Origin of the sequence: Sorangium sp. So ce726, assembly GCF_051521405.1 — a bacterium.
Lineage (GTDB): Bacteria > Myxococcota_A > Polyangia > Polyangiales > Polyangiaceae > Sorangium.
In genome coordinates, this window is the sequence record NZ_CP150349.1 from 13,399,086 (window position 1) to 13,425,685 (window position 26,600).

Sequence of the window (26,600 nt, forward strand, 5' to 3'; positions counted from 1 at the left end):
CGGGTTGCAGCTCGAGCGCGGCAGCGCTGCACGCTCGATTGACAGCGCCCGGGTCGCCAGCAAGATTCCTCTCGGACAGATGAACAGCGGGAATCGTCGAGAGCGCGTGGTGGCGTCGCGCGCGCGTCGGCGCGAGCGCAGGTGGTCTGGGGGAGGTCAAACCATGAGAAAGCTGGCGGTGACCCCACTGGTGATTTTCGTGCTCCTGCCGGCGGCGTGCCTGCAACCGACCGAGAGTGTCTCTCGCGAGGAGCCCGGGGAGGAGCGAGCTGCGATCATCGGCGCTGGCGCCCGTGCAGACAACACGCATATGGCGGTCGTCGCGGTGCGCGGGGAAAGCGGCCAACAGTGCACCGGCACCATCGTCCACCGGAGCGCTAAAGGTGGCAAGGTCCACGTGCTCACAGCAGCGCACTGCTGCAAGGACTCGTCTCCTCCCAAGGAAATCCGGGTTGGCTTCGATTACGACGATCCGTCGGTCATTCTCCCCGTCGACTCGTTCGAGCGTCATCCATGTTACGAGGACCGCAGCTCGACGCTCTATGGCTATGATGTCTGTGTCGTGACGGCCAGAGGCTCGGGCGCGCTCAATGTCAGCCCGATCCAGCTCGCATCAGCGCCGGATGAGCTCACGGTCGGCGGCGCCGTCACGCTCGTGGGTTACGGCATCACCCCGACGACGAACACGAGCCGCCGGAAGGTCGAAGCGAGCGTCAGCGACGTCGCGCCGTTCACGTTTCTCACCGATCAGACGAACGAACGAGGTGGTCTCTGCTACGGCGACAGCGGCGGTCCCGCGCTGATCCCCCAGGGCGGCGTCGAGGTCGTCGCTGGTGTCATCACGTTGGCAGCCGGTGGCGAGCTCTGCAACGTCGCGGGTGGGTTCGCGCGCGTCACCTTTCCTGGCATCCGCGACGAGTTCCTGGACAAGGTGCTCGCCGGCAGAAAATCGAGGCTCCAGGGCCTCTGGATCCAACGCAGGGGCGACACCCCTGGTCCAGTCCGCGATACGTACATCGCGAGCGACCAGCCCGAGCAGAGCTTCGGCGATCGCGCTGACCTGCTCGTTGGGGCGCCGCCCAACACCGACGCGATTCGCAGCGCTCTGCTCCGCTTCGAGCTCGCCGCGGTCCCCCGAGGGGCCACGCTGCTCACGGCCCGCGTCGGGCTCCGGGTGGCGAGCACGAGCGGGCCGGGGACGATCAGCGTGCACCGCGTGGTGAGGGATTGGGACGAAAGCGAGTCCTGGGCGTCCTTCGGACCGGACGGATTCGACCCCACCCCGGTCGCGACCTACGGCAACGAGACGGCCCGCGTGAGGGCGGAGGGGGTCCTCTCGCTCGACCTGACCGGGCTCGTGGCGAGCTGGCTCGGCGGCGAGACAGACGATCACGGGATCCTGCTCCGCGCAGACGATCGTGAGCAAACCCAGCTCCTCGCCAGCGATGCAGCCCTCTTATATCACTCGAGCCGTCCGTGGATGCACCTCTGCTATCTGCTGGGGCCGCCCTGAGCGCTGTGCTGCGGCGGCCCGGAGCTCTCCACCCGGGAGATCGTGGCTCCCGAGCGTCGGTGTTCTGGGGGAGGTTGAATCATGAGAACGCTCGTCGTGGCCTGGATGGCTATCTCCGCGCTCTTGCCGGCGGCCTGCGCGCAACCGACCGAGAACGGCTCGCTCGAGGAGAGCGGGGAGGAGCGGTCAGCGGTCGTCGGCGCCGGCGCCCGCCCGGACAGCACCCACAGGGCGGTCGTCTCCCTGCACTCCGAGCATGCGCGCTGCAGCGGCACCATCGTTCGGCAGAGCGCCGACCGCAACAAGGTGTACGTGCTCACCGCCGCGCACTGCTGCCGGGAGTCCTCTCCGCCCAAGGAGGTCCGGATCGGCTTCGATCTCTCCGATCCGTCGCTCGTTCTCCCTGTCGATTCATTCCAGAATCACCCGTGCTTCGATGAACGCGAGGGATCGCTCGACCGTGACTACGATGTCTGCGTCGTGGCGGTCAAAGACGCGGGCGCGCTCAAGGTCACGCCGATCCCGATCGTGTCGGCGGCTGACGGCCTCACGGTCGGCAGCGATGTCACGATCGTTGGTTACGGCACCTCCCCGGCGATAAACACTCGTCGCCAGAGGGCGAAAGCGCGGGTCAGCGAGGTCACTCCGCTCTCCCTCGCCCTCGATCAGACGAACGAGCAAGGCGGCGTGTGCGCCGGCGACAGCGGCGGACCCGCGCTGATCCCGCAGGGCGGCGTCGAGGTCGTCGCTGGTGTCACCTCGTCTGCTGCTGGCCTCGGGCTCTGCGACATCACGGGCACGCTGGGGCGTGTCGCCTTTCCTGCCATCCGGGACGAGTTTCTCGATAACGTGCTCGCCGGCGAGAAATCCATGCTCAAGGGCATCATCCTCCAGCGCCTTGGCATCTCCCTCGGCCCGGTTCTCGATACCTACATCGCGAGCGATAAGCCCGATCAGAGCTTTGGCGAGCGCGCCGTGCTGCTCGTGGGGGCACCGCCGAACACGAACGCGATCCGCAATGCCCTGCTCCGCTTCGATCTCACGGCGGTCCCCCGCGGGGCCACGCTCCTCGCGGCCCGCCTCGGGCTCATGATAGGGAGCACGAGCGAGCCGGGGACGATCAGCGTGCACCGCGTCGTGAAGGAATGGGACGAGCGCGAGTCCTGGGTCTCCTTTGGAAAGGACGGGTTCGACGCCACCCCGGTCGCGACGTCCGGCAATCAGACCGCCAGCGTGAGCACCTTCAGTACCCTCTCGTTCGACGTGACCGCCCTCGTGACGGATTGGCTCAGCGGCAAGAAGGAGGATCACGGGATGCTGCTCCGCGCGCGTGATGGCGCGCAGACTCAGTTCCTCGCCAGCGAGATCGCGCCGGTGACCGCCTCGAATAGGCCCTGGATGCACCTCTGCTACCTGCCGGGGCCGCCCTAGCGCCGTGTCCCCGAGCTCGTCCCAGGCCCCCACCGCCCACGGCAGGCACCCAGAGAGGGAGTTCGCCGAGGGGGATGGGCCGATGTCTGTCTGGTCTGTCTGTTGAAACAGTCAAGTGAGCGGTAGGCGCCCAGAGAGGGTGGTCTCCGCGCGGGGTGGGGGATGGGCCGATGTTTGAGCCTGACTCATCTCTCCTCCGGCGGAGCCGGAGGAGAGATGAGTCAGGCGAGTTCGGCGGGGCCCCCACCCCGCGCGGAGACCACCCTCTCTGGGCGCCGGGCGACCCGGCAAGACCTCACGCCCACCGGGACAACGACCGCATCACCGTGGCGGCCCGGTTCCTGTCACCCCATCACGCCAGCCGCCCGAGCTCCCGGAACCGCCCGCGCAGGTCGTTGTAGAGCCCCCGGTACACCGCGTGGATCTCCCGGTACCGCGCCGAGCGCGCCGCGTCCGGCGCGACCCGCGACACGACATGGACGAACGCGTCCGCCGCCTCCTCGACCGACGAGAACAGCCCCGCGCCCGCCGCGCCGAGGAGCGCCGCGCCGTAGGCCGGGCCCTCGGTCGACGTCGTGATCGCCACCGGCGCCTCGAAGACATCGGCCATCAGCTGGCGCCAGAACGGGCTCCGCGCCCCGCCGCCCGTCAGGCGGATCTCGTCGATCGAGACCGCCGACGCGCCGTTCGTCTGGCCCACGCCGCGCATCAGATCCAGCGAGTCCGCGAGCCCGAACGTGATGCCCTCCAGCACCGCGCGCGAGAGATCGGCCTTCGTCGTCCGGGCGCTCAGCCCCACGAACGCGCCGCGCGCCGCCGCATCGTTATGCGGCGTGCGCTCGCCCATCAGGTACGGAAGGAAGACGACCCCGCCCGCGCCCGGGCGCGCCGTCGACGCCGTGTCCGAGATGATCTCGTACGGATCGACCTTGCGGAGCTCGGCCGCCAGGCGCTCCCCGTCGCCGAGGACGTCGCGGTACCAGCGGAGCGCGCCGCCGGCGGCGAGCATCACCCCCATCAGGTAGAAGCGGCCCGGGACCGCGTGGCAGAAGCTATGGAGCCGCATCTCGGGCTCCACGATCCACGAGTCGGTGTGCGCCAGGATCACGCCGCTCGTGCCGACCGAGGCCATCGCCCGGCCGGGGCGCACGATGCCGAGCCCCACCGCGCCCGCCGCGTTGTCCGCGGCGCCCCTCACGACGGGGATACCCGCCGGCAGCCCCGTCGCGGCCGCGACCTCGGCCGTCAGCTGGCCGAGCGGCGCGTTCGAGGGCGCAGACCGCGGGAACACCGCGCGCGGGACGCCGACCGCCGAGAGGAGCTCGGCGCTGAAGGAGCGATCCCCGGGCGAGAACGCCAGCGTGCCGCTCGCGTCGCTGTCGTCCGTCCCGAGCTCGCCCGTCAGCCGCAAGCCCACGAAATCCTTCGGCATGAGGACCGCGCGGACGCGCGCGAACGCCTCGGGCTCGTTCGCCCGCAGCCACAGCAGCTTCGGCAGCGTGAACCCCTCGAGCGCGCGGTTGCCGACCAGGCGAGCGAGCCCCGCGTCGCCGACCTTCGGGTTCGCGCGGATGGCCTCACACTCGGCCGTGGTGCGCGTGTCGCACCACAGGATCGCAGGCCGGATGACCGCCTGCGCCTCGTCCAGCAGGACCGCCGAGTGCATCTGCCCCGTCAGCCCGATCGCGCGCACGTCGTCGCGGCGCGGGCCGAGGGAGCGGGCGAGCTCACCGAGGGCGCTCAGCGCCGCCGCGGCGAAGTCCTCGGGATCCTGCTCGGCCCACCCGGCGTGCGGCGTGGAGAGCGGGTATTCACGGTGCGCCGACGCGACCGCCGCGCCGCGCTCCGTTTCGACTGCGATGGCCTTGAGGCCGCTGGTCCCGACGTCGATTCCGATCACGATGGCCATGGAAAGCGTCCTTTTTGCAGTTTCGTATACTTCGGTGATCTTCGTAACGACTCTTAACTAATCGAGAAAATCTTAAGCTTTGTAAGCGCGAAAGCCGCGCGGCTAGAACACGACCTGGAGCTTCATGGGCGCGGTGCCCTTCTTCATCATCTCGAGGCCGCGCGGGAGCTCCTCGATCGGCATCGCCTCGGAGAGGAGCTTCCTCACGTCGATCGCGCCGCGCTCCATCAGCTTGAATGCCCGGTCGTACGTCCGCCTGATCGCGAAGCTGCCGATGATCTCGAGATCGCGCCGGTAGATCTCGAACGGCGAGACCTCCACCTTGTCGTGCGGCCCACACACGCCGAACACGAGGTACCGGCCGCCGTTCTTGACGTACTGGACCGAGTCGCCGAGCACCCGGGCGATGCCCGTCGCGTCGATCACGACGTCGAAGCCGTAGGGCGCGATCTTCTTGAGCTTCGCCTGGAGCGCGTTGTCGGCGAGCACCACCTCGGTCGCGCCGTGCTGGCGGGCGAGGTCGAGCTTCGACTCGACGACGTCGACCACGGTGACCGCGGCGGCGCCGTTCGCGAGGCTCGCCTGGAGGTGGAGCTGGCCGATCGGGCCGGCGCCGAGGACCAGGACCTCCGAGCCGATCTCGATGCGCGCGCGATCCTGCCCGAAGACGACGCACGCGAGCGGCTCGCAGAAGGCGGCCTCGCTGAACGAGACGCGCTCGAAGCGATAACAGTTCTTCGCGGGGACCCGGACGAGCTCGGCGAAGCCGCCGTCGCGCGTCACGCCCACCGCGTTCCACTTCAAGCAGTGGTTCTGCCGGTTGATCATGCAGAAGTGGCACTCTTCGCAGGTCACCGTCGGGTCGACCATCACCCGATCGCCGGGCCGGAGGCCCTCGACCTCGTCGCCCACCGCCGCCACCTCGCCGGCGAGCTCATGCCCGGGGATCAGCGGGAACGTCGGGAAGAAGTCGCCCTCCCAGATGTGCACGTCGGTCCCGCAGATGCCGCACGCCTTCGCGCGGACGAGGACGTCGCGCGGGCCGATCTGCGGCGGGGCGACGTCATGGCGAACGGCGATCTTCTTCACGGCTTCGAGAACGGCAGCCTTCATGCGAGACCCTCCTTGGGAAGGTCGCATAGGCGGGCCAGGGCCGCGCGTCGAGGGTCGAGGGCCGCCGGCTGCGCGCGCACCGCCGCGCAGCGCCGGGGACCGCCCCGCGCAGCGTCGCACGACGTCGCGCAGGGCGGCCTGACGCGGGATGTCAGGACTTCGTGGCCGGCTTGGACGGGGAGATCGTGCGCCAGAGGAACGCGTAGACGTCCATCAGATCGCGCGGGGCGAGGCCGCGCTCGCGCAGGCGCCGCTCGAGCTCGCGCGCCAGCGCTTGCATCCGGGCATACCCCTCGGCGCTCGGCGCGCGATCGTAGGCGAGATCGAAGCCGAGCACGGCGGCCTGCTTCTCGAAGAAGGAGGGCTTCACGAAGACGTGCTCGCCCGGGTAGACGAGCGCGCCGAGGATCGTGACGAGCGGCCACGTGACGACCTTGGCCGCGGCGAGCACGCCGGCCAGCCGGTCGAAGCGCGCGGCGTAGTCGCCCGCGCCATAGAGGAGATCCACGACGGCCTCGGCGTAGGCGCGGTGGTGCTCGGCCGGCATCTTGTTGAAGGGGATCAGATCGCCGAGAGGGTGCAGGAGGCCGGTCGCGGCCTTGTGGACCTTGGTGATCCGCTCCATGAAATCGTTCAGGTTGCCCGCCGCGAGCAGCGCCTCGAGCTCGCCCTTGGCGAGGAGCGCGCGCGCGGTCTCGATGGCGCCCTGCTTGAAGGCCTTGCTCTTCTTCTTCGCGCCGCTCGCCGGGCCCTCGGCCCCCTCGCCCCCGGCGGCGCCGCGCTCCTCGGCGATGAACTGCGGACCCCCGAACCCACCCTCGAACTGCGTCTCGAAGCTCGCGACCTGCTCGTCGAAGCTCGTGACCGGCGGCGCGACGACGCGGGCGCGCTGCTTCTTGGCGGCGGCCGACGGCCGGTCACGGAGACCGCGGATCCTGGCCTCGAGCGCGTTCGCCTCGTCGTCGCCGAGCTGCACCGGCTCGAGCTTCGACCAGAAAGCCTTGGCGATGGAGTGATTGAGGCCATCCTCGAAATCGTAGAAGCGCTTTTCGTCGCGCTCCTCGACGAGGTATCCGAGTCCCCACTGGGGACACCCCGGGTGCTTGACGATGATCGGGGCCGAGGGTTCCGTTGAACGAGAGGTCGCCATAGGCGGCGCAGCCTACTCGATCTTGGGGCGACCGCATCCGCCCCGGAGCCCATTCTGGACCCGTGTTCAGGTGCGCCGCGCGGGCCCATGCGGGCAGGCCGGCGCTAGAGGTCTCAGTTGACGTCGCGCGCCGCCGAGGCGAGCGCGAGCTGCTGGAGCGCGAGCGCCTCGGTCACGCGGCGCACCCGCGCGACGATGTCGAGGGTCTCGAGCACCGTCTGCCGCTCCCGCGCGTCGAGGATGAGGTGGTGGGCGCAGAGATCCGCGACGAGCGACGTGGCCGCGTCGCGCGGCAGCCGGAACTCGAAATTGCTGTCCCGATCCCGGACGAGCGCCGAGAACGAGGCCGCGGTGGAGATGAGCGCGGCGTGATCCTGGGCCGAGACCTCCCCGGGCTCGTCCTCGAGGACCGTCGCCGCGGCCGTGCGGTACGGCGGCACGAACGGGCGCTCCGCCAGGCGGACGCGGGCGCGGCCCCGCAGCATGATGTTGTAGCGGCCCCCGGGCAGCTCGGCGTGATCGATGATCTCGCCGGCGCCGGCCACCCCCGCGATGGCCGGGTGGCCGTGCGCGTCAATCGCGCGGGTGTCCGTGATGAGGACGACCGAGAGGATGCGGTGCGTCTCGAGGGCGTCGCGCACGAGCGCCCGGTAGCGCGGCTCGAAGATGTGGAGCGGCAGCAGGGCGCCGGGGAAGAGCACCGTCTGCGGCAGCGGGAACAGCGGCAGCTCGGGCAATGCCGCACTGAGGTTGCCCGGGCGCGGAGGCGTCGTGTCCACGGGCCGCAGGGTAGCACGCGGGGGGTGGGGTGTGGCGGCGCCACGTACATACACATCGGGCTCGGCAGTCCGCCGTCACCTTCTCTCGCTTTGCGGAGGTGAGCGCGGCGCGCCGTCAGCCGAACATCTCGATGGCCGAGCCGGTGACGGCGTCGGGGGCGTCGAGCGCGGCGTACACGATGAGCCGCGCCACCTCGTCGGCGCTCATCTGCGGGGGGAACCCGCTCCCGACGAGCATGTCGGTGTCGACCGAGCCGGGGAGCACGGCGATGGACTGGAGCCCCGTCCCGCGCAGCTCCTCGGCCAGGCTCTTCGAGAAGCCGACGAGGCCCCATTTGGACGCGGCGTACGAGGCGTTGCCGGGGGAAGCGATGGTCGAGGAGATGCTGCCGACGTGGACGAGGCGGCCGTGCCCCTGCTTCAGCATGGCCGGGAGGAATGCGCGCGAGATGAGGTAGGGGCCACGGAGATTGACGGCCATCACCTCGTCCCAGGCGGCGGGCGCGGTCTCGTGGACCTTCGCGCCGCGGCGCACGATGCCGGCGTTGTTCACGACGACGCGGGGCGCGCCGAGCCACGCGACCACCTCGGCGGAGGCGCGCGCCACCTGCTCCTCGGAGGCGACGTCGCAGGGGACCGGAAGCGCGGCGACGTCGAGGCGGCGGACCTCGTCGGTGACGTCGTCGAGGCGCGGGCTCGGAGGGCCGAGCAGCGCGATGGAGAGGCCGCGGCGCGCGAGCGCGAGCGCCGTCGCCCGGCCGATCCCGCGGCTCGGCCCGGTGACGACGGCGACGTCGGTCACGCCCTCCCCCCGGAGAGCGCGGCCAGGGCGAGATCGCGCTCGGGGCCTGGCTCGGCGAACACGCCGGCGACGGCGACGGTCTCGATGAGGGCGCCCGCCTTGCGCTCACCGCGGGCGATGAGGCACGTGTGGGTCAGCGTGAGCTTGCACAGCGCGCCGCGCGCGCCGAGCTCGCGGACGAGGAGCTCGACGAGCTGCCCGCCGATGCGCTCTTGCAGGGTCAGCCGCCGCGCGAGCGCGTCGAGGACGTGCGCGAGCGTGCCGATGCCGGCGACCCGCGCGCCCGGCAGGTAGACGATGATCCCGGTGCCGTGCCCCGGCAGCAGGTGGTGCGGGCACATCGTGGTCACGGCGAGGTCGCGCGCGACGACGAGGCCGCGCTCGAAGGGGCCTGTCTCCATGGCGCCCTCGCGGAGCACCGCGGCCGCGTCGATCGCCTCGCCTTCGATCAGGTCGTCGGCCCACGCGTCGGCGACCCGCTCGCCCGTGCCCTCGAGGTCGCCCTCGACGTCGCGCCCGAGGGCGCGGAGGAACTCCTCGATCGCCCACGCAGCTCTCTTCCGATCGATCACCGGGACCTCGTCAGTTGAGCAGCTGCCGGCGCCTCTCGGCGGTGATCGGCTTGCGCCCGGCGTAGCCGGCCTCGAGCCCGTGGTAGTGCTCCACGGCCGGCTCGCCGTAGCGCCAGCAGAGCCAGACGAGGGCGCCGTCGAGGCGCCCGTAGAAGTCGCAGAGGCCGATCCGCTGGTCCTTCACGACGACCCCGAGATCCTCGATCTCCTGCCACCCGGACTCGTACGCGGCGATCTTCTCCGAGAGCTCGCGCTCGCGGGCCCGCGCCTGCTCGCTGCCGCTGCGCGCCATCTCGATGAGCTGATCGGGCGTCGCCGCCGGGCTCTGCACGGCCTGCACGAGCTCCTGCCAGCAGCGCTCGATATCGCTCGCCAGGGCGAGCTGCCGGCCGATCATCGACGAGAGCCGCGGGACGAGCGCGTTCGCTTCTTCGATCGTCCAGATGCGGGAAGTGCTCACGGGACCTCACCTGAAGGGCGGCGCGACGACCCGGTCATGCAGGGCCGGTAAGCGGAGGAGAGTGCGGTGTCAAGGGCTTCTACGGAAGGAGCCGCCGCGCGCTGCATGCGGCGGGCGCGGCAGGCGCGGCGGGCGCGAACAGCGCGCACGGCGAGGGCGGGCTCGGTCGGGCGTGCGGGCGTGCGGTCGGTGCAGGCGCGTCCTCGCGAACGACAGCGAGCGTGGCCGCGATCACCTGCGTCGTGCCCCTCCTCTCCACTCGGCAATGTGTTGCAAGCGGCGTTCTGCAAGCGATAAGCTCGCGCGGCGATCCTGTCGGATTGCTAGGCCGCCGCATGCGACTCCGGACGATGTCGGGCATCAAGCTGTCGAATTTGCTCCTTGGCGGCTGGAGCGGGCTCGTCCTCCTCTACCTGTATCTGCCGATCCTGCTCCTCGTCGCTTACTCGTTCAACGACTCGCGGATGAGCGTGGTGTGGGAGGGGTTCACCTTCAAATGGTATCGGCAGCTCTTCGATGAGCTCGTCGCCCACCTGGGCGACGAGCGGCGGTCGCCGCTCATCGAGTCGCTGAGCAACAGCGTGATCATCGCCGCGATCACGACGGCGTTCTCGGTCGCCCTCGGCACGGCGGGCGCCTTCCTGCTCTACCGGTACCGGTTCCCCGCGCTCCGGTCGATCACGACGCTGATCTTCATTCCCATGATCATCCCGGAGATCATCATGGGGATCAGCCTCCTCATCTTCTTCAAGACGGTGGCGCTCGATCTCGGCTTCACGACGGTCATCATCTCGCACGTCACCTTCTGTTTCCCGTTCGTGCTGATCGCCGTCCAGGCGCGGCTCGCGGGGCTCGATCCGTCGCTCGAGGAGGCCGCCCTGGACCTCGGGGCGACGCCGCTCAAGGCGTTCTTCCTGATCATGGTGCCTTACCTTCTGCCCGCGATCATCTCCGGTGCGCTGATGTCGTTCACGCTGTCGATGGACGAGCTCATCGTCACCTACTTCACCCGCGGGCCCAAGTCCGAGACCTTGCCGATCAAGGTGTTCGGCATGGCGAAGGTCGGTCTGAACCCGATGCTGAACACGATCTCGACGGTGTTCATCGTAGCGACTGCGATGCTCGTCGTGGTCGCCGAGTCGCTGAAGAGCACCGCGAGGCGGCCCCCCGACGAGAGCTGAAGGGGAGCGGCGCGCGGCGCGAACCCGGGGGCCTGCGCCGGCGCAGGCGAGACAAGGAAAAGGCCAATGAAACGCATCTCAGCGCTCTTGATACTGATGTTCGTCCCGCTCCTCTGCCTGCTCGGCTGCGGGAAGAAGGAGAGCCCGGCGCCGCAGCAGGCGGCCGCCTCGGGGAGCGCCCCGGCGCCCGAGCCGAAGCCCGGCAACGAGCTCAACCTCTTCGGGTGGTCCGAGTACGTCCCGCAGGAGGTCCTGGACGGCTTCACGAAGGAGACGGGGATCAAGGTCAACTACGAGACCTTCGCCTCGAACGAGGAGATGCTGTCGAAGCTCCTCGCGGGCAGCACCCGGTACGACCTCATCCAGCCCTCGGAGTACGCGGTCGAGGCGCTCATCAAGCAGAAGAAGCTGCAGCTGCTTGAACAATCGCGCATCCCGAACCTGAAGAACATCGCGCCCGCGTTCAGGAACCAGCCGCACGACCCGGAGCTCAAGTACTCGGTCCCGTGGATGGGCACGGTCGTGGGCATCGTCGTCAACACCCAGAAGGTGAAGGAGCCCGTGAAGGGCTTCAAGGACGTGTTCCAGCCGAAGTACAAGGGGCGCATCGTGGCCCTGAACGACAACCGCGAGATGGTCTCCTGGGTCATGGTGACGATGGGGCTGAACCCCAACGACGTCACGCCCGAGAGCCTCGCGAAGGTCAAGCCGACCCTGGCGGAGTGGATCAAGCTCGTGAAGGTGTTCGACTCCGACAGCCCGAAGACGGCGCTGCTCAACGGCGACGTCGACATCGGCGTCGTGTGGAGCGGGGAGGCGGCCCTGCTCTACCAGGAGGACAAGGACAAGTTCCAGTTCGTCCTGCCGCAGGAGGGGACGCACAAGGCGATCGACAGCCTGGTGATCCCCGACAGCGCCCAGAACAAGATCGGCGCGGAGATGTTCATCAACTACATCCTCCGTCCGGAGGTCAGCAAGATCATCTCGGACAAGTTCCCTTACACGAACCCGAACGCGGAGGCGCGCAAGCTGCTCACGCCGGAGCAGCTCGCGAACCCGGCGAGCTACCCGCCGATCGCGGGGATGGAGACCTTCCACGACATCGGCAAGGCGGCCGCGGACGTGGACAAGCTGGTGACCGACCTCAAGGCGTCGGAGTGAGCGGCGGGGCGTCATGAACACGGCCACCGGGCAGGTCGTCGAGTTTCAGGGCGCCCGGCGGAGGCCGGGCGTCCGCGGGTGGCTGCTGCTCGCCCCGCTCCTGCTCTGGCTCGTCGCCTTCGTCGTGGCGCCCACCGCGATCATGCTCGTCTACAGCTTCTGCGAGCGGGACGAGCTCGGGCAGGTGGTCTTCGAGCTCTCGCTGTCGAGCTACGCCCGGGTCTTCGACCCGACCTACCTCAAGATCCTGCTGAGCTCGATCAAGTACGCCGCCATCACCACGGCGATCTGCCTCGTCGCGGGCTATCCGGTGGCGTACTTCATCGGGCGGGCCAGGGAGGGCGTCCGGAACCGGCTGCTCATGCTGGTGATGGTGCCGTTCTGGACGAGCTTCCTCATCCGGACGTATGCGTGGATGTCGATCCTCAAGTCGGAGGGGCTCCTCAACGGGTTGCTCCTCTACCTGCGGATCATCTCGACCCCCCTCGACATCATGTACACGCCGACGGCGGTGGTCATCGGCCTCGTCTACTCGTATTTGCCGTTCATGATCCTGCCTATCTACGGGAGCGTGGAGAAGCTCGACAACGCCCTGATCGAGGCGGCGTTCGATCTCGGCGCGGGGCCCGTGTCGGCGTTCTCGCACGTCATCGTCCCGCTCACGCGCCCGGGCATCCTCGCGGGCGTCCTGCTCGTGTTCATCCCGGCGCTCGGGATGTTCGCGATCACGGATCTCATGGGGGGAGCGCGCGTGCCGATGATCGGCAACGTCATCCAGAACCAGTTCGGCCAGGCGCGCGACTGGCCCTTCGGCTCTGCGCTCGGCATGGCGCTCCTGCTCCTGTTCTCGCTCTTCTTCCTGCTCGGCCTGCGCAAGGAGCCGGAGGCCTGATGCGGCGCCGTCCTGCGGGGCGCAGCGCCGCTCCTCTCCGCCTCTCCCGCGCGCTTTGCCGGCCTTCTCCCGCGCTTTGCCGGCCCTCCGAGGTGAATCGATGGATGTGATGGTCGAGCTCCGCGCGGTCACCAAGCGATTCGGCGCCTTCCACGCCGTGAGCGAGGTCGATCTCCAGATCAGGGCGGGCGAGTTCATCACCCTCCTCGGCCCCTCGGGGTGCGGCAAGACGACGCTGCTCCGGATGATCTCGGGCTTCGAGACGCCGTCGACCGGCGCCGTCTTGTTGGAGGGGAAGGACGTCACGCACGAGCCGCCCTACCGCCGGGACGTGAACCAGGTGTTCCAGAGCTACGCGCTGTTCCCTCACATGACCGTGCAGGAGAACATCGGCTTCGGGCTGCGGATGAAGAAGGTTCCCCGGACGGAGATCGCCGAGCGGGTCCGGGCCGCTGTCGCGATGGTGTCGCTCGGGGGCATGGAGCAGCGCAAGCCGTCGCAGCTGTCCGGCGGGCAGCGGCAGCGGGTCGCGCTCGCGCGGGCCATCGTGTGCCGCCCGAAGGTCCTGCTGCTCGACGAGCCCCTCTCGGCGCTGGACGCGAAGCTCCGGCACGCCATGCAGGTGGAGCTCAAGGAGCTGCAAAAGCAGCTCGGGATCACCTTCGTGTTCGTGACCCACGACCAGGAAGAGGCGCTCACCATGAGCGACCGCATCGCCGTGATCAACAAGGGCCGGATCGAGCAGCTCGGCGACGCATCGCAGATCTACCACCGCCCCAAGACGACGTTCGTCGCGAACTTCATCGGCCAGGCCAACATCCTCCGCGCGAGCGTCCTCTCGCGGAGCGGCGAGCGGGCGCGGGTCCAGCTCGACGGGGGGCTCGAGCTCCTCGTCAACGCCGAGCACCTGGCCGGCAGCGCCGGGAGCACCCTTGTCTCCATCCGGCCGGAGAAGATCGCGCTCCGCAAGGAGCCGCAGGGCGCGCCGGAGAACCGCTTCGAGGCGCGCGTCGAGGACGAGCTGTTCAAGGGCGCCACCGATCAGCTGCGCCTCCGGACCGACGCCGGCCTCGTGCTCACGGCGGTGGTCGCCAACGAGAGCTCTGGCCAGGCGGCGCTGCACGTCGGAGACCGGGTGTTCTGCCACCTCCACCCCGACGACATCGTGATCGTCCACGAGGGGTGATCCTCGCGGATCGGCCGTCGCGCCGGTGTGGCGCCGGGGCGTCGTGAACCGCCGTTCTCAGCCGGACGCGGCCGCGTGGAAGTTGGCCTCGAACAAGGCGTACGCTGAAGGGCATGCTGCTTGCCATTCGGCCTCGCATGCCCCGACGGTCGCTTGCGGTCGCTCTTTCTTCCTCGGTCCTTCTCTCGCTCTCCGGCGACGCCCTCGCCACGGGGGCGTGGCTGCCCGGCGCCGGACAGGCGTCGGTCGAGCAGCGCGTCGCCGTCGCGGCCGGCCCGGAGCGCACGACGCTCTGGACGAGCCTGCGGTTCCAGGGCGCGAGCGGGCCCGTGGCCCTCGTCGTTCCGGTGCCGCCGCTCGCCGCGCTCGACACGAGCTCGGACGCGTGGTTCGAGGCGCTCGAGGCGGCGACGGCGCCCCGGGTGCTCCCGCCCCAGGGCGTCGGCCCGTACTGCCCCGGGGAGGCAGGCGCGCCGAACCCCTTCGAGACGGTCGGGCGGCTCGCCCACGAGGCGACGCTCGAGCCGGTCGAGGTGACGGTGCTCGAGGACGCCGACGCGGTCGCGCGCTGGGCGGCGTCGGCCGGGCTCGCGCTGTCCTCCGAGACGGCCGCGCAGCTCGGTGGTCTGCAAGGAATGCGGTTCGCGGCGGCCCGCTTCGACGCTCCCGGCGGCGCGGCGGTCACGAGGACGCTGCGCATCGCCATGGGGGGCGGTGAGCCGATCTTGCCGCTGTCGCTGGCCGCGGCGGGCGCAGGCGACGTGCAGGTGACGGCATGGCTGCTCGGCGACGGCCGGGGTGCGCTCTCGGGCGCGGCGCCGGTGACGCTCCCGCCGGCCTCGCTGAGCTGGGACGCGAGCGCGCAGCGCAGCGATTATGCGGAGCTCCGCGCAGGGGCCCTCGTCCAGGCGGGGCTCCACGGGGCGCTGGTCGAGGGCGCGGGCCACGAGACGCTGAGCCGCCGCATCTCCCTCGGCAGCGACAGCGTGGACAGCGTGATCGAGGCCTATTTCGCGCGCGCGAGCGCGTACGGCGACATCGGCGATGCGCCGGGGACGTGCGCCGCGGTCGCCGCGGCCGCGCTGGAGTCGAGCCTCAAGGTCGCCGCGAGCTGCCCGCGCGCCGCGCACGGCGTGGTCGACGGCGCGCTGGACTGCGCGGAGTCGCCCCGGAGGGACGAGACCGATCCCGATCTCCTGCGCTGCGGTCCGGCCGCCGACGATCTCGCGGTCGGGCTCTCCGGGATCGCGCCGTCGTCGGTGTGGCTGACCCGCGTCTCGCTCCGGCTCGCGGCCGGGCAGCCCGGCGCGGACTGGCCGCTGACCTTCGGGGAGGGCTCCGCGATCTCGCCGGTCGTGAGGGCCGGGAGCGTCCGTGTGGACGAGTGCTCCGGCGAGGCCGGCGGTGGCGGCGCGGGCGCCTCGTCGGGTGTGGGCGGGCCCGACGGTCTGGGCGGCGGGCCGGGCAGCGGCGGATCTGGCCCGACCAGCGGCTCGTCGGGCGCCGGGAACCCGCCGCCGGACGACTACTACGATGACGAGCCGGCCGCTGACGTGGGCTGCGGCTGCTCCGGGACCGCCGATACGGTGGTCGTGGATGACGTCGACACGCAGGACGTCGACGACGACGAGTACTACGCGGAGGACGACGGCTGCAGCGGGGACACGAGCGAGCCGGCGCCCGAGGACGAGTACTATGCGGAGGACGACGGCTGCAGCGGAGACACGAGCGAGTCCGAGGACGAGTACTACGCGGAGGACGACGGCTGCAGCGGGGACACGAGCGAGTCCGAGGACGAGTACTACGCGGAGGACGACGGCTGCAGCGGGGACACGAGCGAGTCCGAGGACGCCGAGTCGGAGGACTGCTCGATCGCGGCCGAGCGGCAGTCGAGCGCCCGGAAGAAGCGGGGGCCGAAGCTGTCGGTGATGGCGCTCGGGATGTTTGCGCTGATCGCGCCCATCCGGCGCGCGAGCCGGCCCCGGAAGAGCGGCGGGCGGTAGGCTGCGCAGCGGCGCTCCGGGAGGGGGGCACACCGGAGGGGCGGTTCCCGTGGCATACTCCCGGACGAGGTCATGACGTGAACGCGCCCGCCCGCCGGCTCTCCTTCACCTACGCCGAGTACCTCGAGCAGGAGCGGGCGAGCCCGACCAAGCACGAGTTCCTCGGCGGCGAGATCTTCGACATGGCCGGCGGCACGCCGGAGCACGCGCGGCTCGCGGCGCGGGTGACCGTGGCGCTCGGCGCGCAGCTCGGCCGGCGCCCCTGCGAGGTGTTCTCGTCCGACCTCCGCGTGCGCGTGCGCGCGACGGGCCTCGCCACCTACCCCAACGTGAGCGTCGTCTGCGGCCAGATCGCGCGTGATCCCGAGGACAAGGACGCGGTGGTCAACCCGCTGGTGCTGGTCGAGGTGCTGTCGGACTCCTCGGAGGCGTACGATCGGGGAGAGAAGTTCGCGCATTACCGTCGGATCCCCTCGCTGCGGGAGTACGTCCTGGTCTCGCAGGCGCACCGGAGGATCGAGGTCTTCCGGCGCAACGAGGACGGCACGTGGACGCTCTACGAGGCCGGGCCCGGCGAGCGCGCGCGGCTCGCGTCGATCGACGCCCTGCTCGATGTGGACGAGGTGTACCGGGGCGCGCTCGAGGCCTCCGCGGCGGTCTGAGCGGCCGTCGTTCCACGGAGAGCTGATGCGCGACGTCCGGATGCGGGGTTTTCGCGAGCACACGGCGGTCGAGCGCGCGCTCGAGGTCCTGGAGCGGCGGATCCAGCGGCTCGGTGACGAGCTGGTCCCGATCGGCGAGGCGGCCGGGCGGGTGGCGGCGGAGCCCGTGCGCGCGCGGGTCAGCGTGCCGCACTTCGTCCGTGCGGCGATGGACGGCTATGCGCTGCTCGGCGAGGCGACCGCGGGCGCGGCTGCGCTCGCGCCGGTGGAGCTCGCGCTCGTGGGCGCGTCGTTCCCCGGGCGCCCGCACGCGGGCGCGATCCGCCGGGGCGAGGCCGTGCGGATCACGACCGGCGCGCCGGTGCCGGAGGGGGCGGACGCGGTGCTGGTGGCGGAGCGCGCGGAAGAGGGCGCGGGCCGCGACGGGGCGGCGGTCGTGCGGGCGCGCGAGCCGGTGCGGTCCGGCAAGCACGTCGCGGCGATCGGCGAGGACGTGCTGGAGGGCGTGGAGGTCGTGCCGGCGGGGCGCCGGTTGCGCCCGCAGGACGTCGGCGTGCTCGCCTCGACCGGGGTCGCCGAGGTGCGCGTGGTGCGCAGGCCGTCGGTGCGGATCCTGATCACGGGCGACGAGCTCCTGCCGCCGGGGAGCGCGCCGAGCGGGGCGTGCATCGTCGACACGAACAGCCTGGTGCTCTCGGCGCTCGCGCGCCGTGACGGCGCGGAGGACATCGCCGTCGCGTACGTCCCCGACCGGCGCGAGGCGGTGCGGGCTGCCCTCGAGGCAGCAGGCGGGGACGTGGTGCTGGTCTCCGGCGGGTCGTCGGTCGGCTCCGAGGACCATGCGCCGCTCGTGCTCGCGGAGCTGGGTGAGGTGGTGGTCCACGGCGTCGCGATGCGCCCTGCGAAGCCGGCCGGGTTCGGCTTCTTGCCCGGGGGGCGGGCGGTGTTCCTGCTGCCGGGCAACCCGGTGTCGTGCCTCTGCGCCTACGAGTTCTTCGCCGGCCCGTCGATCCGCGCCCTCGGCGGCCTGCCGCGCGCGTGGCCGCACCGGCGACGGCGGTGCGTGGTGGCGAGCGAGATCGTCTCCCAGCCCGGGCGCGTCGATTACGTGAGGGTGCGTGTCGAGGGAGATCGGGTGTTTCCGATCGCGACGAGCGGCGCGTCCATCCTATCGTCGACGACGCGCGCGGACGGCGTGGTCATCGTGCAGGCCGAGGATGCGGTGATCGGCGAGGGCGCCGAGGTCGACGTGCTGCTCTACGACGCGTGAGGCGGGGGAGGGACGCCGCGTTCGGAGCACGTTTCGTGCACATCCGGTGGCACCACGGCACGCGTGTTAAGGTGCGCCACATGCTGATCGCTTCTCAGGTTGTGGTCGCGTTGATCGGAGTCCTTCACATCTACATCCTCGTCCTGGAGATGTTCTTGTGGCGCTCGGAACGAGCGTACAAAGCGTTCGGTACAACCCCCGAGGTCGCCGCGATCACCGCGCCGCTGGCGGCCAACCAGGGGCTCTACAACGGATTCCTCGCCGCGGGCCTGCTCTGGGGCGTCATCCATCCGAACAGGGCCTTTGCATGGCAAATCCAGGCCTTCTTCCTCCTCTGCGTGGCCGTCGCCGGTGTCTACGGCGCCGCGACGGCAAAGCGATCCATCCTGTTCGTGCAGACCGTCCCGTCGGCCATCGGCCTCGCCTTGGTCCTGCTCGCAAATCAGGCGGGGGGCTGAAGCGAAGCGGCTCGGCCGACGGCGTCCGCGCGGCGGAGTCGCTCGTCTCTCAGGTTCCTCGCCGGTGGCGTGTGGCGTCGTGCCTTCGGGGCGTCAGAACCCACCCTCCAGGCCGAAGTTCGGGACAGTGACAGGCCCGAACGTCGTCGGCTCGCACGACGAGAACGCATCGCACATCCCCGGCATGGTCTCCTTCGACAGCGTGGCGTTGAGCACGTCGAGGACGACCGCCAGCCAGCCCGCCTTCCCGATCGACCAGCGCTTCTCCAGGCGGACATCGAGACGGAAGAACGGCGGCAGCCGCTCCCACCGCGGCGCTCCGCTGGCGAGGGATCCGGCGCCTCCGGGGACGCCGCTGATCGGCGGGAGCGTCGCGCCGCCGATCCTCTGGGGGAGCCCCGAGTAGAACACGAAGCGCCCGCCAGCCCTGTACCCGCGACCGAGGTCGTAGGTCAGCGCGACGTTCGCCACGTGGGTCCGGTCGAACGAGCTCAGCTGCCGGCTTCGGCCGATGCTCCGCGTGGAGCGCGACAGCGTGTACGACGCGAACCCGCCGATGCGCCGCGTGAGCCGCCGGTGGGCCGACAGCTCCACGCCGGTCGCGGCGCCGAGCGCGCGGAGCGTGAAGGCGTCCTCGACCGACTCGAGGCCCAGCGAACCGAGCGCGTCGGTCATGTTGAAGAACGCGTTGTGGAACACCGAGACCGTGGCTGTGATGTCCTCCGGCAGCGCGAGCTCGATGCCGGCGCTCGACTGGAAGCTCCGCTGGAGGCCGTCCTTGAGGCGCGGGCGGAAGCCGGGGATCGGGACGACGAAGCTCGGCAGCTGGGAGGCGATGCCGTGCGCCTGCACGAACGTCACACCGCGTCCGAGCGAGAGCCGCGCCGAGAGCCGCGGATCGACGGCGAGCGCGACCGTGTCGTCCGAGTGGTAGAGATCAAGCCGGAGCCCAGGGGTGATGCGCAGGCGCGGGGTGATCGCGATGTCGGACTCGATGTAGCCGCCCACCGTGAGGTCGACGCGGCTCAAGAGGAGATCGTCGACGGGGACGTCGTCGTCATCGTCCGGCGGGACGTCGCCCGGAGCGTCGTCGGCGTCGCTCCCGAGATCGAGCTCGTTGTCGTCGACCACGGCGTCGATGCCGGCGCGGATCGTGGTCTCGTCGCGCAGCCGGTGAGCGAGCGAGAGGCGCGCGCCGACGGTCCGCGTCAGCGCTTTCTGGCCGTCCCCGATCCCCGTCTCGTCGTGGCCGAGCGTCAGCGCGCCGCGCAGCGAGCTGCCCTGGCCATAGGTGTGGTCGTACCGGAGATCGAGCCGGTGAAATGTCGTGTCGAAGAGGGTCGTCATCTCGCCGTCTTCGTCGCTCGCGAGGAAATCGTGGGCGCCGAACGCGAAGAGGCTCACCCGATCTCCCGGGACGACCTCGTAGGACAGCCGGGCCTGGTAATCCCAGTAATCGAGCGTGACCTCGGGGGCGGCGAGCGAGAGGAGCAACGCCGTGTACGAGTAGCGGCCGCCCACGAGCGCGATCCCGCGGTCGCCGGCGAAGGGCCCCTCGACGAGCCCGCCCACGTCGACGAGCCGCAGCATGCCCTCCCCATGCCAGTACGGGAGCGGCTGCGTCGTCTCGCCCGAGACGATGCCGCCGGCGTACCGACCGTGACGTGCGGGGTAACCGCCAGGATAGAGGTCGACGCGATCGACGATGCCGGGATGGACCACAGAGGGCCCGAGCCCGAGGTGATAGAGGTAGGGGACGCGGATGCCGTCGAGGAAATAGCCGACGTTGCCCGGCGGTGAGCCGCGAACGTAGAAGAACGGCAGCCCGGAGACGATAGGGGTCACCCCGGGGAGCATCTCGAGGGCGCGGAAGGGATCGCCGAACGCGCCCGGGACGATCCTGACCTCGCCGCGGCTCAAGCTGGAGACGCCGGGTGCCGGCTGCTCGCCGTGCACGGTGACCTCGATCGGGCGCGGCGCGCTCGGCGCTGGCCCGGCTGCCGTGGCCGGGCGCTCCGGCGCGGGCGCGGAGGCGCCGGGCGGCGCGGCTGCGGAGGCGTCGGGCGGCGCGGGCGATGCGGCTTCGGTGAAGCGGACCTCGACGCGGATCCTGGCGGCGACCGGCGCGCCGTTCCTGGTGGCCGGCGCAAAGCGGAACGCCGTTGCGGCGGCCACGGCGGCCGATGCGAACGGCTCCACACCATCCTCGGCGACCGCGGAGCGGACGCTCCCGTCCGCGTTGATCGTGAGGACGAGGCGGACTGTCGCGTCGCCATGCGCCCCAGCAGGGTAGTCGGCGCCGAGCGGCGTGAGCGGCGTGGGTGGGACGAGCGCTGCCGGCGGCGCATCTGGAGGCGCCGCCGGTGGCGCATCGGGGGGCGGCGCCGCCGGTGGCGCATCGTCGGACGGCTCCGCGGGCGGCTTTGCATGGGGCACGGGCGTGTCGGGTGCGGCGGCGGCGAGGCACGGCGCGAGCGTGCTCGCGAGCAGCGCTGCGGCTGCCGTGGATCGCCGGAGGAAGCGCACCGCCGCGCCGCGGAGAGGCGGCTCAGCGAGGACCAAAGCGGGGCGCTGCGCCGAAGAGCGTGGAGACCAAGCGGTCGAAACCATGGAATTTTTCATGTGAGCGGCATTTGCGCCGGCGTCCTGATGGTCTTCCCGGGGAACCGGTCGCATCGGATCGCTCTCGTCGGACCGGGCGTCCCGGAGGACGACCGCCAGCTTCTGCCATGATCTACGCCGAACGACCGCTCAGTTCCCCCTCACCGGCTCGAACACCACGTTGCGCTGCCAGGTCTTCCGCTGGATCTCTGCTTCGGAACGCTCTGGTCGGTGGGCGATGCTGGCGCAATGCGATTGCTGGAACGCTGTTTGCCGCGAATCCTTCAAGGAAGCCCGCTTGCCTCGCTTGGTACCGCCGCGGTACGGCAGTATCCTCGGGCAAACGCATGAACCTCCGACTTATCTTCTCCATTCTGCCCGTCCTTGCGCCGGTCGTCTGGCTGACGAGCTGCAGCGATGGCGAGCGCCCCTCGACGCCGGAGTCGTCGACCTCCTCAGGCTCAGGCGGCGCGAACCCGGGCGGCGGCAGCGCGGTCGCGACGACCTCCGAAGCCACCGGCGCGGGGGGCGGCACGACGACGACCAGCGGCGCGACGATCGGCAGCACGACCGTCAGCAGCACGACGGCCGGCGGCGGCGGGGCGGAGCCCGTCGCGCCGGGGATCGTCAAGCTCGGCGAGGGAAAGCTCGCGGAGTCGGGGCTCACCGTGGTGTCCTACGGCGGCTACCTGAACGGCGAGTCGTTCCAGCAGGACGCGATCGTGTCGTTCAGCGGCTTCCAGTACACCGCCTTCTGGAACACCAACCGCAACGTCGTCCTCGCGCGACGGCGGCTGCCGACGAGCCCCGGTGGAGCGGCGGGCGCCTGGGAGAAGTTCGACTTCAAGGATTATCGGCTGAGCGCTGACGACGCCCACAACACGATCTCTCTCGGGATCGCGCCAGGCGACGGCACGCTGCACCTCGCGTTCGATCACCACGGCAGCAACCTGCACTACCGCCGCTCGGTCACGGGACTCCTGACGGACCCGGAAGGCGCGGCCTGGGCCGCCTCGAGCTTCGGCGCCGTCTCGAGCGCGCTCGTCGGATCGACCCGCGTCTCCCTCGTGACCTATCCGCGGTTCGTCACCGAGCCCGGCGGGAACAGGCTCCTCCTGAGCGCACGGATCGGCGAGAGCGGCAGCGGCGACGAGCACCTCTGGGAGTACGACGCCACGACGCACGCCTGGACAGCGCTCGGCGAGTACATCGAGGGCACCGACGCCAGCATGAACGCCTACCTGCACGGTCTATCGTACACGCGCGGCGGCTCGCGCCTGCACGCGGCGTGGTGCTGGCGCGACACGCCCGATGCGACGACCAACCACGATCTCCTGTACGTCTACAGCGACGATCACGGGCGCACATGGAAGAACAACGCAGGCGCCACGGTCGCGACGACCGGCACCTCCTTCGTCACACTGCGCACGGAGGGCCTCTCCGTGTGGCCCATCGGCCAGAACCGAGGGCTCATCAACCAGGAACACATGACGGTCGACGCAAGCGGCCGCGTCCATGTGCTGCTCTCGCACCTCCCCGACGCCGAGGCCGCCAATTCGAACTTCACCAGCGCCCGGACGCGCAGCGAGTTCTTCCATTATCTCCGCGATACCGACGGGACCTGGGCGCGCCACGGTATCGGCCTGAGGGTGGTCCAGAACTTCCGGGGCAAGCTCGCGATCTCCTCCACCGAGAACGTCTATGCGATCCTCCCCGATCTCCGCATCGCCGGCGCCTCCCCGAGCGACGGCTACGCGACCTGGACGCTCCTCGATGCCGCCGACTCGGGCCGGTTCTTCTCCGATCCTCTGATCGACGCCGCCCGACTCGAGACCTCGGACGAGCTCACCGTGTACTACCCAGAGCGGAGCTCCGTGGACATCTGGGGCCTGGAGTACGCGCTCCGCTGAGCCGCACGAAAGGCGCTCCTCGGTCCCCGAGCGCGCCCGTCACGGCCCCGTCCCCCCGGGCGAGCGCACGAGCTCGTTCGTGGTGCCGTCCCCGTTGCCCGCCAGCTCTGCCCTGATCGACGGATCTTCCGGTTGTTCCACCGGGCGACGCGCGTGATGCTCGCGGGGCGCGCTCCGCGTCCGTATCGGACAGGCCGCCACCGGCGCTGAGCGGTCCAATCAGAGCGGCAATCCCTGCCACAGGGGGCGCGCGTCGCGTTCGCTCCCGCGCAGGCACGCTCGGTGCTCGCCCTGAGGTGCGGTCTTGCCGGTGGCGAGGGCGTGCACTGCCGCGAACGCCGCGGCGGAAAGGGACACTCGTGCAGCGAGCCCCGGCGCGCTCCGGCCAGGAGGAGCGTTACCCATGAACCCGGACGCGTTCGTCAAGCGCCGATTCGCATTCATCCTGGGAGGAATGGTCGCGGTCTCCGCGTATTTTCAGGCCTCCGGGGTATCTCAGCTCGTCGCTCACCAGATCGCGCGGGACGGCGAGACCTCCGCCCCCCTCGTCCCAGATCCTGTCGATGCGCCGCCCTCCGACGATCCCCCGCCGAGCGCGGCGCCGATCCTGGAGCGCAATCCGTTCGACTCGACGACAGGGCCGCTCGTGCCCCCGCCGAGCGCCGCGCCCGCCGGCCCGGTGGACCTCTCGAAGCTCGACCCCTACCTCGCTCCATCCTGCGATACGGGCCGCGTCGTGCTGATCGCCATGTCCGAGGACCCCGAATGGTCGTTCGCCGCCTTCGAGAGCGAAGGCGGACATACGGCGCTCGGGCGGCGAGGCGGAGAGATCGGCGGCCGCAAGGTCGAGGACATCGCCTGGGATCGGGTGTGGATGACCTCGGGGGGCGCGCGCTGCCAGATGCAGCTCGGCAAGAAGGGTGGAGAGGGCGGCAAGAAGGAGCCCGAGCCGCAGGCGGCAGCGCCGGCTCCGCCCCGCGCGACGTACCGCCCGAGCAGCAGGAGCGATGTCCCGCCCGAGATCGCCTCGCGGATGCAGCGGGTGAGCGACACGGAGATCGACATCGACCGCTCGGCGGCCGAGAAGATCTTCGCGCAGCCCGAGCTCGTGACGCAGACCTCGGCGGCGGTACCGGAGATGCGGGACGACAAGGTGGTCGGGCTGAAGATGATGATCAAGCCTGGCTCGGTGCTCGAGTCGTTCGGGCTGCAGAGCGGCGATCTCGTGAAGTCGGTCAACGGCATCGACCTGACCGACCCACAGAAGGCCATGCTGGCCTACTCGCGCATGCGCTCCGACAAGAGCCTTTCCGTCGTCGTCGAGCGCGACGGCCGCCCGACGAGGCTCAGGGTCAACGTCCGCTGAGGCGAGGAGGCGGGCCCTGCCCGCCGCCGCGCTCCGTGCAGGAGCGGCGCGGGGCGCCCACCGGCCTTGTCGCACCCGCCGGCGGTGGCGGCCGGGCGGCTGACGCGGAGGCCTTCCGCCGGCGCACGGGCGACCCCTGCCGAACAATGTACGATCGCCGCTGTCTCTCTGGCTGGAGCGCCCGGCGGCGGCCGGCGCCGTCGCTCCGGAGCGGAGCGACAGAACAGATGCGGCGCTCACCCGTCAGACCGAGCACCCGCTCTGTCCGCGGGAGGGGAAAGACGATGAACGAACTCGGAATCGTGTGGGTGAAGCGAGCGCTCCTCGGCGGCGCGCTCGTGCTGGGGCTCTCGGGGGCGGGGATCGCGTGCAGCACGAAGGATACCCCCGCGGCGTTGGAGGCGTCCCCGGCGTCGACGCCGCTGGGGAACGCCGCCGAGGCGAAGCGGGAGGCCGTGGGGTCGGCCGCCGAACCCCTGGCGGTGCGTGACCCCGCCGCACCCAGGCTCGACACGGCGGGCGGGAAGGGGCGCGCAGGCGCCGACGGCCTGGTGGTCCCCGCCCCGTTGGCCACCGCAGCGCCGGGCGAGGGCGCGGCCCGCGCCGCGGCGCCCGAGGCCGCGGGCCTCGACCCGAACGGCCGCTTCGCCACCACGTACCGCCCCGGCGGCGGCCACCTCGCCGCGTTCGAGTCCGCGGTCGCGCGCGGCATCGTTCCACCCGACGGGCGCGAGCTGGTCAGCGACGTCGGCGCCCGCTACGCCCCGTCGATCGACGTCCCGAAGGGCTCGGCGCTCGCCCTGCGCACGGACCTCGAGCGCACGCGGGTCCCGCCCGGCGGCGGCCCGGTGCACGTGCGCGTCACGCTCCGCTCGACGGCGCAGGCGCCCGCGGCGCGGCCGCACCTGTCGGTGCACCTCGTGCTCGACGTGAGCGGATCCATGCAGGGTGAGCCCATGGCGCGGGCGCGTGACGCGGCGCGAGCGCTTGTCGACAAGCTCGACGCGAACGACGACTTCTCCCTTGTCACCTTCTCGAGCGGCGCCGACGTCAGGATCGACGATGGGCCCGTCGGGCCGCGGCGTGCGGCGATCAAGGCCACGATCGACGGCATCCGCGAGGGTGGCGGTACCAACATCGGCCAGGGCCTCGCGCTCGGCTACGCGCAGGCCGCCCGGCCCGGCATCCCGGAGGGCGCGGTGAAGGTCGTGCTGCTGCTCTCCGACGGGCGCGCGAACTCAGGGATCACGAGCTCGGAGCGGCTCTCGCGGCTCGCGCTCGACGCCTTCCAGGGCGGCGTCCAGACGAGCACGTTCGGGCTCGGCGCCGACTACGACGGCGCGCTGATGAGCGCCATCGCGAGCGACGGCGCTGGCGGGTACTACTACCTGCGCGATCCGGATCAGATCGCCCCGGCCCTCGCGACGGAGCTCGACAGGCGGCTCGATCCGGTCGCGACCGCGGTCGAGCTGCGGGTGCGGCTGAAGCCGGACGTGAAGCTGCTCCAGGTCTACGGGTCGCGCCGGCTGAACGACGTGGAGGCGGCGCGCGTGCGGACGATCGAGGTCGCGGCGGACGCGCAGTCCGCGCGGCGCGATGGCATCGAGCGGGACCGGCAGGACGACGCCGAGGGCGGGATGCGGTTCTTCATCCCGGCGTTCTCGCGCGACGACAGCCACGCGATGCTCTTCAAGCTCGGCCTCCCGGCGGGCGCGGACCCGCGGGCCATCGCGGCGATCGAGCTCAAGTACAAGGACCGCGTCGCCAAGAAGAACGTCGTGGACGAGGCGCCGCTCCGGGTGACGTACGCGACCGGCGACGCGGACAGCGCGGTGAGCGTCGACCCGTCGGTCGCCCGCACGATCCAGGGCTTCGCCGCCGGCGAAACGCTGGCCGAGGCCGCCCGCCAGATCGCGCTCGGCGATCGCGCCCGCGCCGCTGCGCTGCTCTCCGAGCGGGAGGGGATCCTGCATGCCGCGGCCGAGGCGCTCGGGGAGCCGCTCTTCCTGAAGGACGCGGCCCGCCTCGCGCGCCTCCGCGGCCACACTGGGGCCACGGGCGGCCTGGGTGATCCGCTCGTGCTGGCGATGCTGCTCGAGACGGCCTCGCGGACGCACCTTCACTGAGGGCGGGGCTCGGGGCACGATGGCGCGGGAGCGATCCACCGGCGGAGCCGAGGGG

The 26,600-nt window shown here is 71.0% G+C and carries 21 protein-coding genes; 13 read left to right on the plus strand and 8 right to left on the minus strand.

Features of this window, described 5'->3' with window-relative positions:
• Nucleotides 1-163: 163 nt before the first annotated feature.
• Together WME79_RS49995 and WME79_RS50000 are read left to right on the plus strand one after the other, a co-directional pair.
• Nucleotides 164-1,513 (plus strand): DNRLRE domain-containing protein, encoded by a 1,350-nt coding sequence (locus WME79_RS49995; protein WP_437530451.1) that lies wholly within the window; start codon nucleotides 164-166, stop codon nucleotides 1,511-1,513.
• Nucleotides 1,514-1,594: 81 nt separating this feature from the next.
• Nucleotides 1,595-2,944 carry a DNRLRE domain-containing protein gene (locus WME79_RS50000; RefSeq protein WP_437530454.1) on the plus strand — a complete coding sequence of 450 codons (1,350 nt, stop codon included), beginning with the start codon at nucleotides 1,595-1,597 and terminating at the stop codon, nucleotides 2,942-2,944.
• Between the two features lie 352 nt (nucleotides 2,945-3,296).
• On the opposite strand, the gene xylB is transcribed toward WME79_RS50000, so the two are convergent.
• From xylB to WME79_RS50035, 7 genes are all read right to left on the minus strand, one after another.
• Entirely contained in the window at nucleotides 3,297-4,853 is a 1,557-nt protein-coding gene (xylB, locus tag WME79_RS50005) for a xylulokinase (protein ID WP_437530457.1), read from the minus strand.
• 102 nt (nucleotides 4,854-4,955) lie between these two features.
• Nucleotides 4,956-5,966, minus strand: a complete 1,011-nt coding sequence (locus tag WME79_RS50010; RefSeq protein ID WP_437530460.1) for a zinc-dependent alcohol dehydrogenase family protein — start codon at nucleotides 5,964-5,966, stop codon at nucleotides 4,956-4,958.
• A gap of 151 nt (nucleotides 5,967-6,117) precedes the next feature.
• Nucleotides 6,118-7,116, minus strand: a complete 999-nt coding sequence (locus WME79_RS50015) for a hypothetical protein (RefSeq protein ID WP_437530462.1) — start codon at nucleotides 7,114-7,116, stop codon at nucleotides 6,118-6,120.
• 113 nt (nucleotides 7,117-7,229) lie between these two features.
• On the minus strand, nucleotides 7,230-7,895 hold the full coding sequence (locus tag WME79_RS50020) for an LON peptidase substrate-binding domain-containing protein (RefSeq protein ID WP_437530465.1): 666 nt from the start codon (nucleotides 7,893-7,895) through the stop codon (nucleotides 7,230-7,232).
• A gap of 115 nt (nucleotides 7,896-8,010) precedes the next feature.
• Nucleotides 8,011-8,697 (minus strand): SDR family NAD(P)-dependent oxidoreductase, encoded by a 687-nt coding sequence (locus WME79_RS50025; protein ID WP_437530468.1) that lies wholly within the window; start codon nucleotides 8,695-8,697, stop codon nucleotides 8,011-8,013.
• Nucleotides 8,694-9,269: a GTP cyclohydrolase I gene (gene folE, locus WME79_RS50030; RefSeq protein ID WP_437530471.1), complete on the minus strand. Its 576-nt coding sequence runs from the start codon at nucleotides 9,267-9,269 to the stop codon at nucleotides 8,694-8,696. Before folE ends, WME79_RS50025 begins: the two co-directional genes overlap by 4 nt.
• A gap of 10 nt (nucleotides 9,270-9,279) precedes the next feature.
• The gene (locus WME79_RS50035; RefSeq protein ID WP_437530474.1) at nucleotides 9,280-9,729 is read right to left on the minus strand and encodes a DUF2203 domain-containing protein; all 450 of its coding nucleotides are present in this window, start codon (nucleotides 9,727-9,729) and stop codon (nucleotides 9,280-9,282) included.
• A 335-nt stretch (nucleotides 9,730-10,064) separates the two neighbouring features.
• Between WME79_RS50035 and WME79_RS50040 the strand changes: the two genes are divergently transcribed.
• From WME79_RS50040 to WME79_RS50075, 8 genes are all read left to right on the plus strand, one after another.
• On the plus strand, nucleotides 10,065-10,910 hold the full coding sequence (locus WME79_RS50040; RefSeq protein WP_437530477.1) for an ABC transporter permease: 846 nt from the start codon (nucleotides 10,065-10,067) through the stop codon (nucleotides 10,908-10,910).
• A gap of 66 nt (nucleotides 10,911-10,976) precedes the next feature.
• Complete coding sequence (locus WME79_RS50045) at nucleotides 10,977-12,071, plus strand: polyamine ABC transporter substrate-binding protein (protein ID WP_437530480.1); 1,095 nt, start codon at nucleotides 10,977-10,979, stop codon at nucleotides 12,069-12,071.
• A 13-nt stretch (nucleotides 12,072-12,084) separates the two neighbouring features.
• Nucleotides 12,085-12,963 carry an ABC transporter permease gene (locus WME79_RS50050; protein WP_437530483.1) on the plus strand — a complete coding sequence of 293 codons (879 nt, stop codon included), beginning with the start codon at nucleotides 12,085-12,087 and terminating at the stop codon, nucleotides 12,961-12,963.
• A gap of 100 nt (nucleotides 12,964-13,063) precedes the next feature.
• The gene (locus WME79_RS50055; RefSeq protein ID WP_437530485.1) at nucleotides 13,064-14,149 is read left to right on the plus strand and encodes an ABC transporter ATP-binding protein; all 1,086 of its coding nucleotides are present in this window, start codon (nucleotides 13,064-13,066) and stop codon (nucleotides 14,147-14,149) included.
• Between the two features lie 137 nt (nucleotides 14,150-14,286).
• The gene (locus WME79_RS50060; RefSeq protein ID WP_437530487.1) at nucleotides 14,287-16,152 is read left to right on the plus strand and encodes a DUF2330 domain-containing protein; all 1,866 of its coding nucleotides are present in this window, start codon (nucleotides 14,287-14,289) and stop codon (nucleotides 16,150-16,152) included.
• 77 nt (nucleotides 16,153-16,229) lie between these two features.
• Entirely contained in the window at nucleotides 16,230-16,814 is a 585-nt protein-coding gene (locus WME79_RS50065; RefSeq protein ID WP_437530490.1) for a Uma2 family endonuclease, read from the plus strand.
• Nucleotides 16,815-16,839: 25 nt separating this feature from the next.
• Nucleotides 16,840-18,084 carry a molybdopterin molybdotransferase MoeA gene (locus WME79_RS50070; protein ID WP_437530492.1) on the plus strand — a complete coding sequence of 415 codons (1,245 nt, stop codon included), beginning with the start codon at nucleotides 16,840-16,842 and terminating at the stop codon, nucleotides 18,082-18,084.
• An 80-nt stretch (nucleotides 18,085-18,164) separates the two neighbouring features.
• The gene (locus WME79_RS50075; RefSeq protein WP_437530495.1) at nucleotides 18,165-18,542 is read left to right on the plus strand and encodes a DUF1304 domain-containing protein; all 378 of its coding nucleotides are present in this window, start codon (nucleotides 18,165-18,167) and stop codon (nucleotides 18,540-18,542) included.
• A gap of 93 nt (nucleotides 18,543-18,635) precedes the next feature.
• On the opposite strand, the gene WME79_RS50080 is transcribed toward WME79_RS50075, so the two are convergent.
• Entirely contained in the window at nucleotides 18,636-21,104 is a 2,469-nt protein-coding gene (locus tag WME79_RS50080; protein ID WP_437530498.1) for a TonB-dependent receptor plug domain-containing protein, read from the minus strand.
• A gap of 386 nt (nucleotides 21,105-21,490) precedes the next feature.
• On the opposite strand from WME79_RS50080, the gene WME79_RS50085 reads away from it, so the two are divergent.
• The 3 genes from WME79_RS50085 to WME79_RS50095 all read left to right on the plus strand — a co-directional run bounded on the left by WME79_RS50085 (nucleotide 21,491) and on the right by WME79_RS50095 (nucleotide 26,545).
• Nucleotides 21,491-23,053 carry a BNR repeat-containing protein gene (locus WME79_RS50085; RefSeq protein ID WP_437530501.1) on the plus strand — a complete coding sequence of 521 codons (1,563 nt, stop codon included), beginning with the start codon at nucleotides 21,491-21,493 and terminating at the stop codon, nucleotides 23,051-23,053.
• Nucleotides 23,054-23,456: 403 nt separating this feature from the next.
• Nucleotides 23,457-24,419: a type II secretion system protein GspC gene (gene gspC, locus WME79_RS50090; protein ID WP_437530504.1), complete on the plus strand. Its 963-nt coding sequence runs from the start codon at nucleotides 23,457-23,459 to the stop codon at nucleotides 24,417-24,419.
• A gap of 284 nt (nucleotides 24,420-24,703) precedes the next feature.
• Nucleotides 24,704-26,545, plus strand: a complete 1,842-nt coding sequence (locus WME79_RS50095; RefSeq protein ID WP_437530506.1) for a vWA domain-containing protein — start codon at nucleotides 24,704-24,706, stop codon at nucleotides 26,543-26,545.
• The last annotated feature ends 55 nt before the right edge of the window (nucleotides 26,546-26,600 follow it).

What these genes read in the sequence shown, in the direction of transcription:
- WME79_RS50075 (WP_437530495.1), top strand. Translation starts at nt 18,165, where the DNA reads ATGCTGATCGCTTCTCAGGTTGTGGTCGCGTTGATCGGAGTCCTTCAC.
- WME79_RS50000 (WP_437530454.1), top strand. Translation starts at nt 1,595, where the DNA reads ATGAGAACGCTCGTCGTGGCCTGGATGGCTATCTCCGCGCTCTTGCCG.
- WME79_RS50040 (WP_437530477.1), top strand. Translation starts at nt 10,065, where the DNA reads ATGCGACTCCGGACGATGTCGGGCATCAAGCTGTCGAATTTGCTCCTT.
- xylB (WP_437530457.1), bottom strand. Translation starts at nt 4,853, where the DNA reads ATGGCCATCGTGATCGGAATCGACGTCGGGACCAGCGGCCTCAAGGCC.
- gspC (WP_437530504.1), top strand. Translation starts at nt 23,457, where the DNA reads ATGAACCCGGACGCGTTCGTCAAGCGCCGATTCGCATTCATCCTGGGA.
- WME79_RS50050 (WP_437530483.1), top strand. Translation starts at nt 12,085, where the DNA reads ATGAACACGGCCACCGGGCAGGTCGTCGAGTTTCAGGGCGCCCGGCGG.
- WME79_RS50045 (WP_437530480.1), top strand. Translation starts at nt 10,977, where the DNA reads ATGAAACGCATCTCAGCGCTCTTGATACTGATGTTCGTCCCGCTCCTC.
- WME79_RS50060 (WP_437530487.1), top strand. Translation starts at nt 14,287, where the DNA reads ATGCCCCGACGGTCGCTTGCGGTCGCTCTTTCTTCCTCGGTCCTTCTC.
- WME79_RS50070 (WP_437530492.1), top strand. Translation starts at nt 16,840, where the DNA reads ATGCGCGACGTCCGGATGCGGGGTTTTCGCGAGCACACGGCGGTCGAG.
- WME79_RS50015 (WP_437530462.1), bottom strand. Translation starts at nt 7,116, where the DNA reads ATGGCGACCTCTCGTTCAACGGAACCCTCGGCCCCGATCATCGTCAAG.
- WME79_RS50095 (WP_437530506.1), top strand. Translation starts at nt 24,704, where the DNA reads ATGAACGAACTCGGAATCGTGTGGGTGAAGCGAGCGCTCCTCGGCGGC.
- WME79_RS50085 (WP_437530501.1), top strand. Translation starts at nt 21,491, where the DNA reads ATGAACCTCCGACTTATCTTCTCCATTCTGCCCGTCCTTGCGCCGGTC.
- WME79_RS49995 (WP_437530451.1), top strand. Translation starts at nt 164, where the DNA reads ATGAGAAAGCTGGCGGTGACCCCACTGGTGATTTTCGTGCTCCTGCCG.
- WME79_RS50010 (WP_437530460.1), bottom strand. Translation starts at nt 5,966, where the DNA reads ATGAAGGCTGCCGTTCTCGAAGCCGTGAAGAAGATCGCCGTTCGCCAT.
- WME79_RS50055 (WP_437530485.1), top strand. Translation starts at nt 13,064, where the DNA reads ATGGATGTGATGGTCGAGCTCCGCGCGGTCACCAAGCGATTCGGCGCC.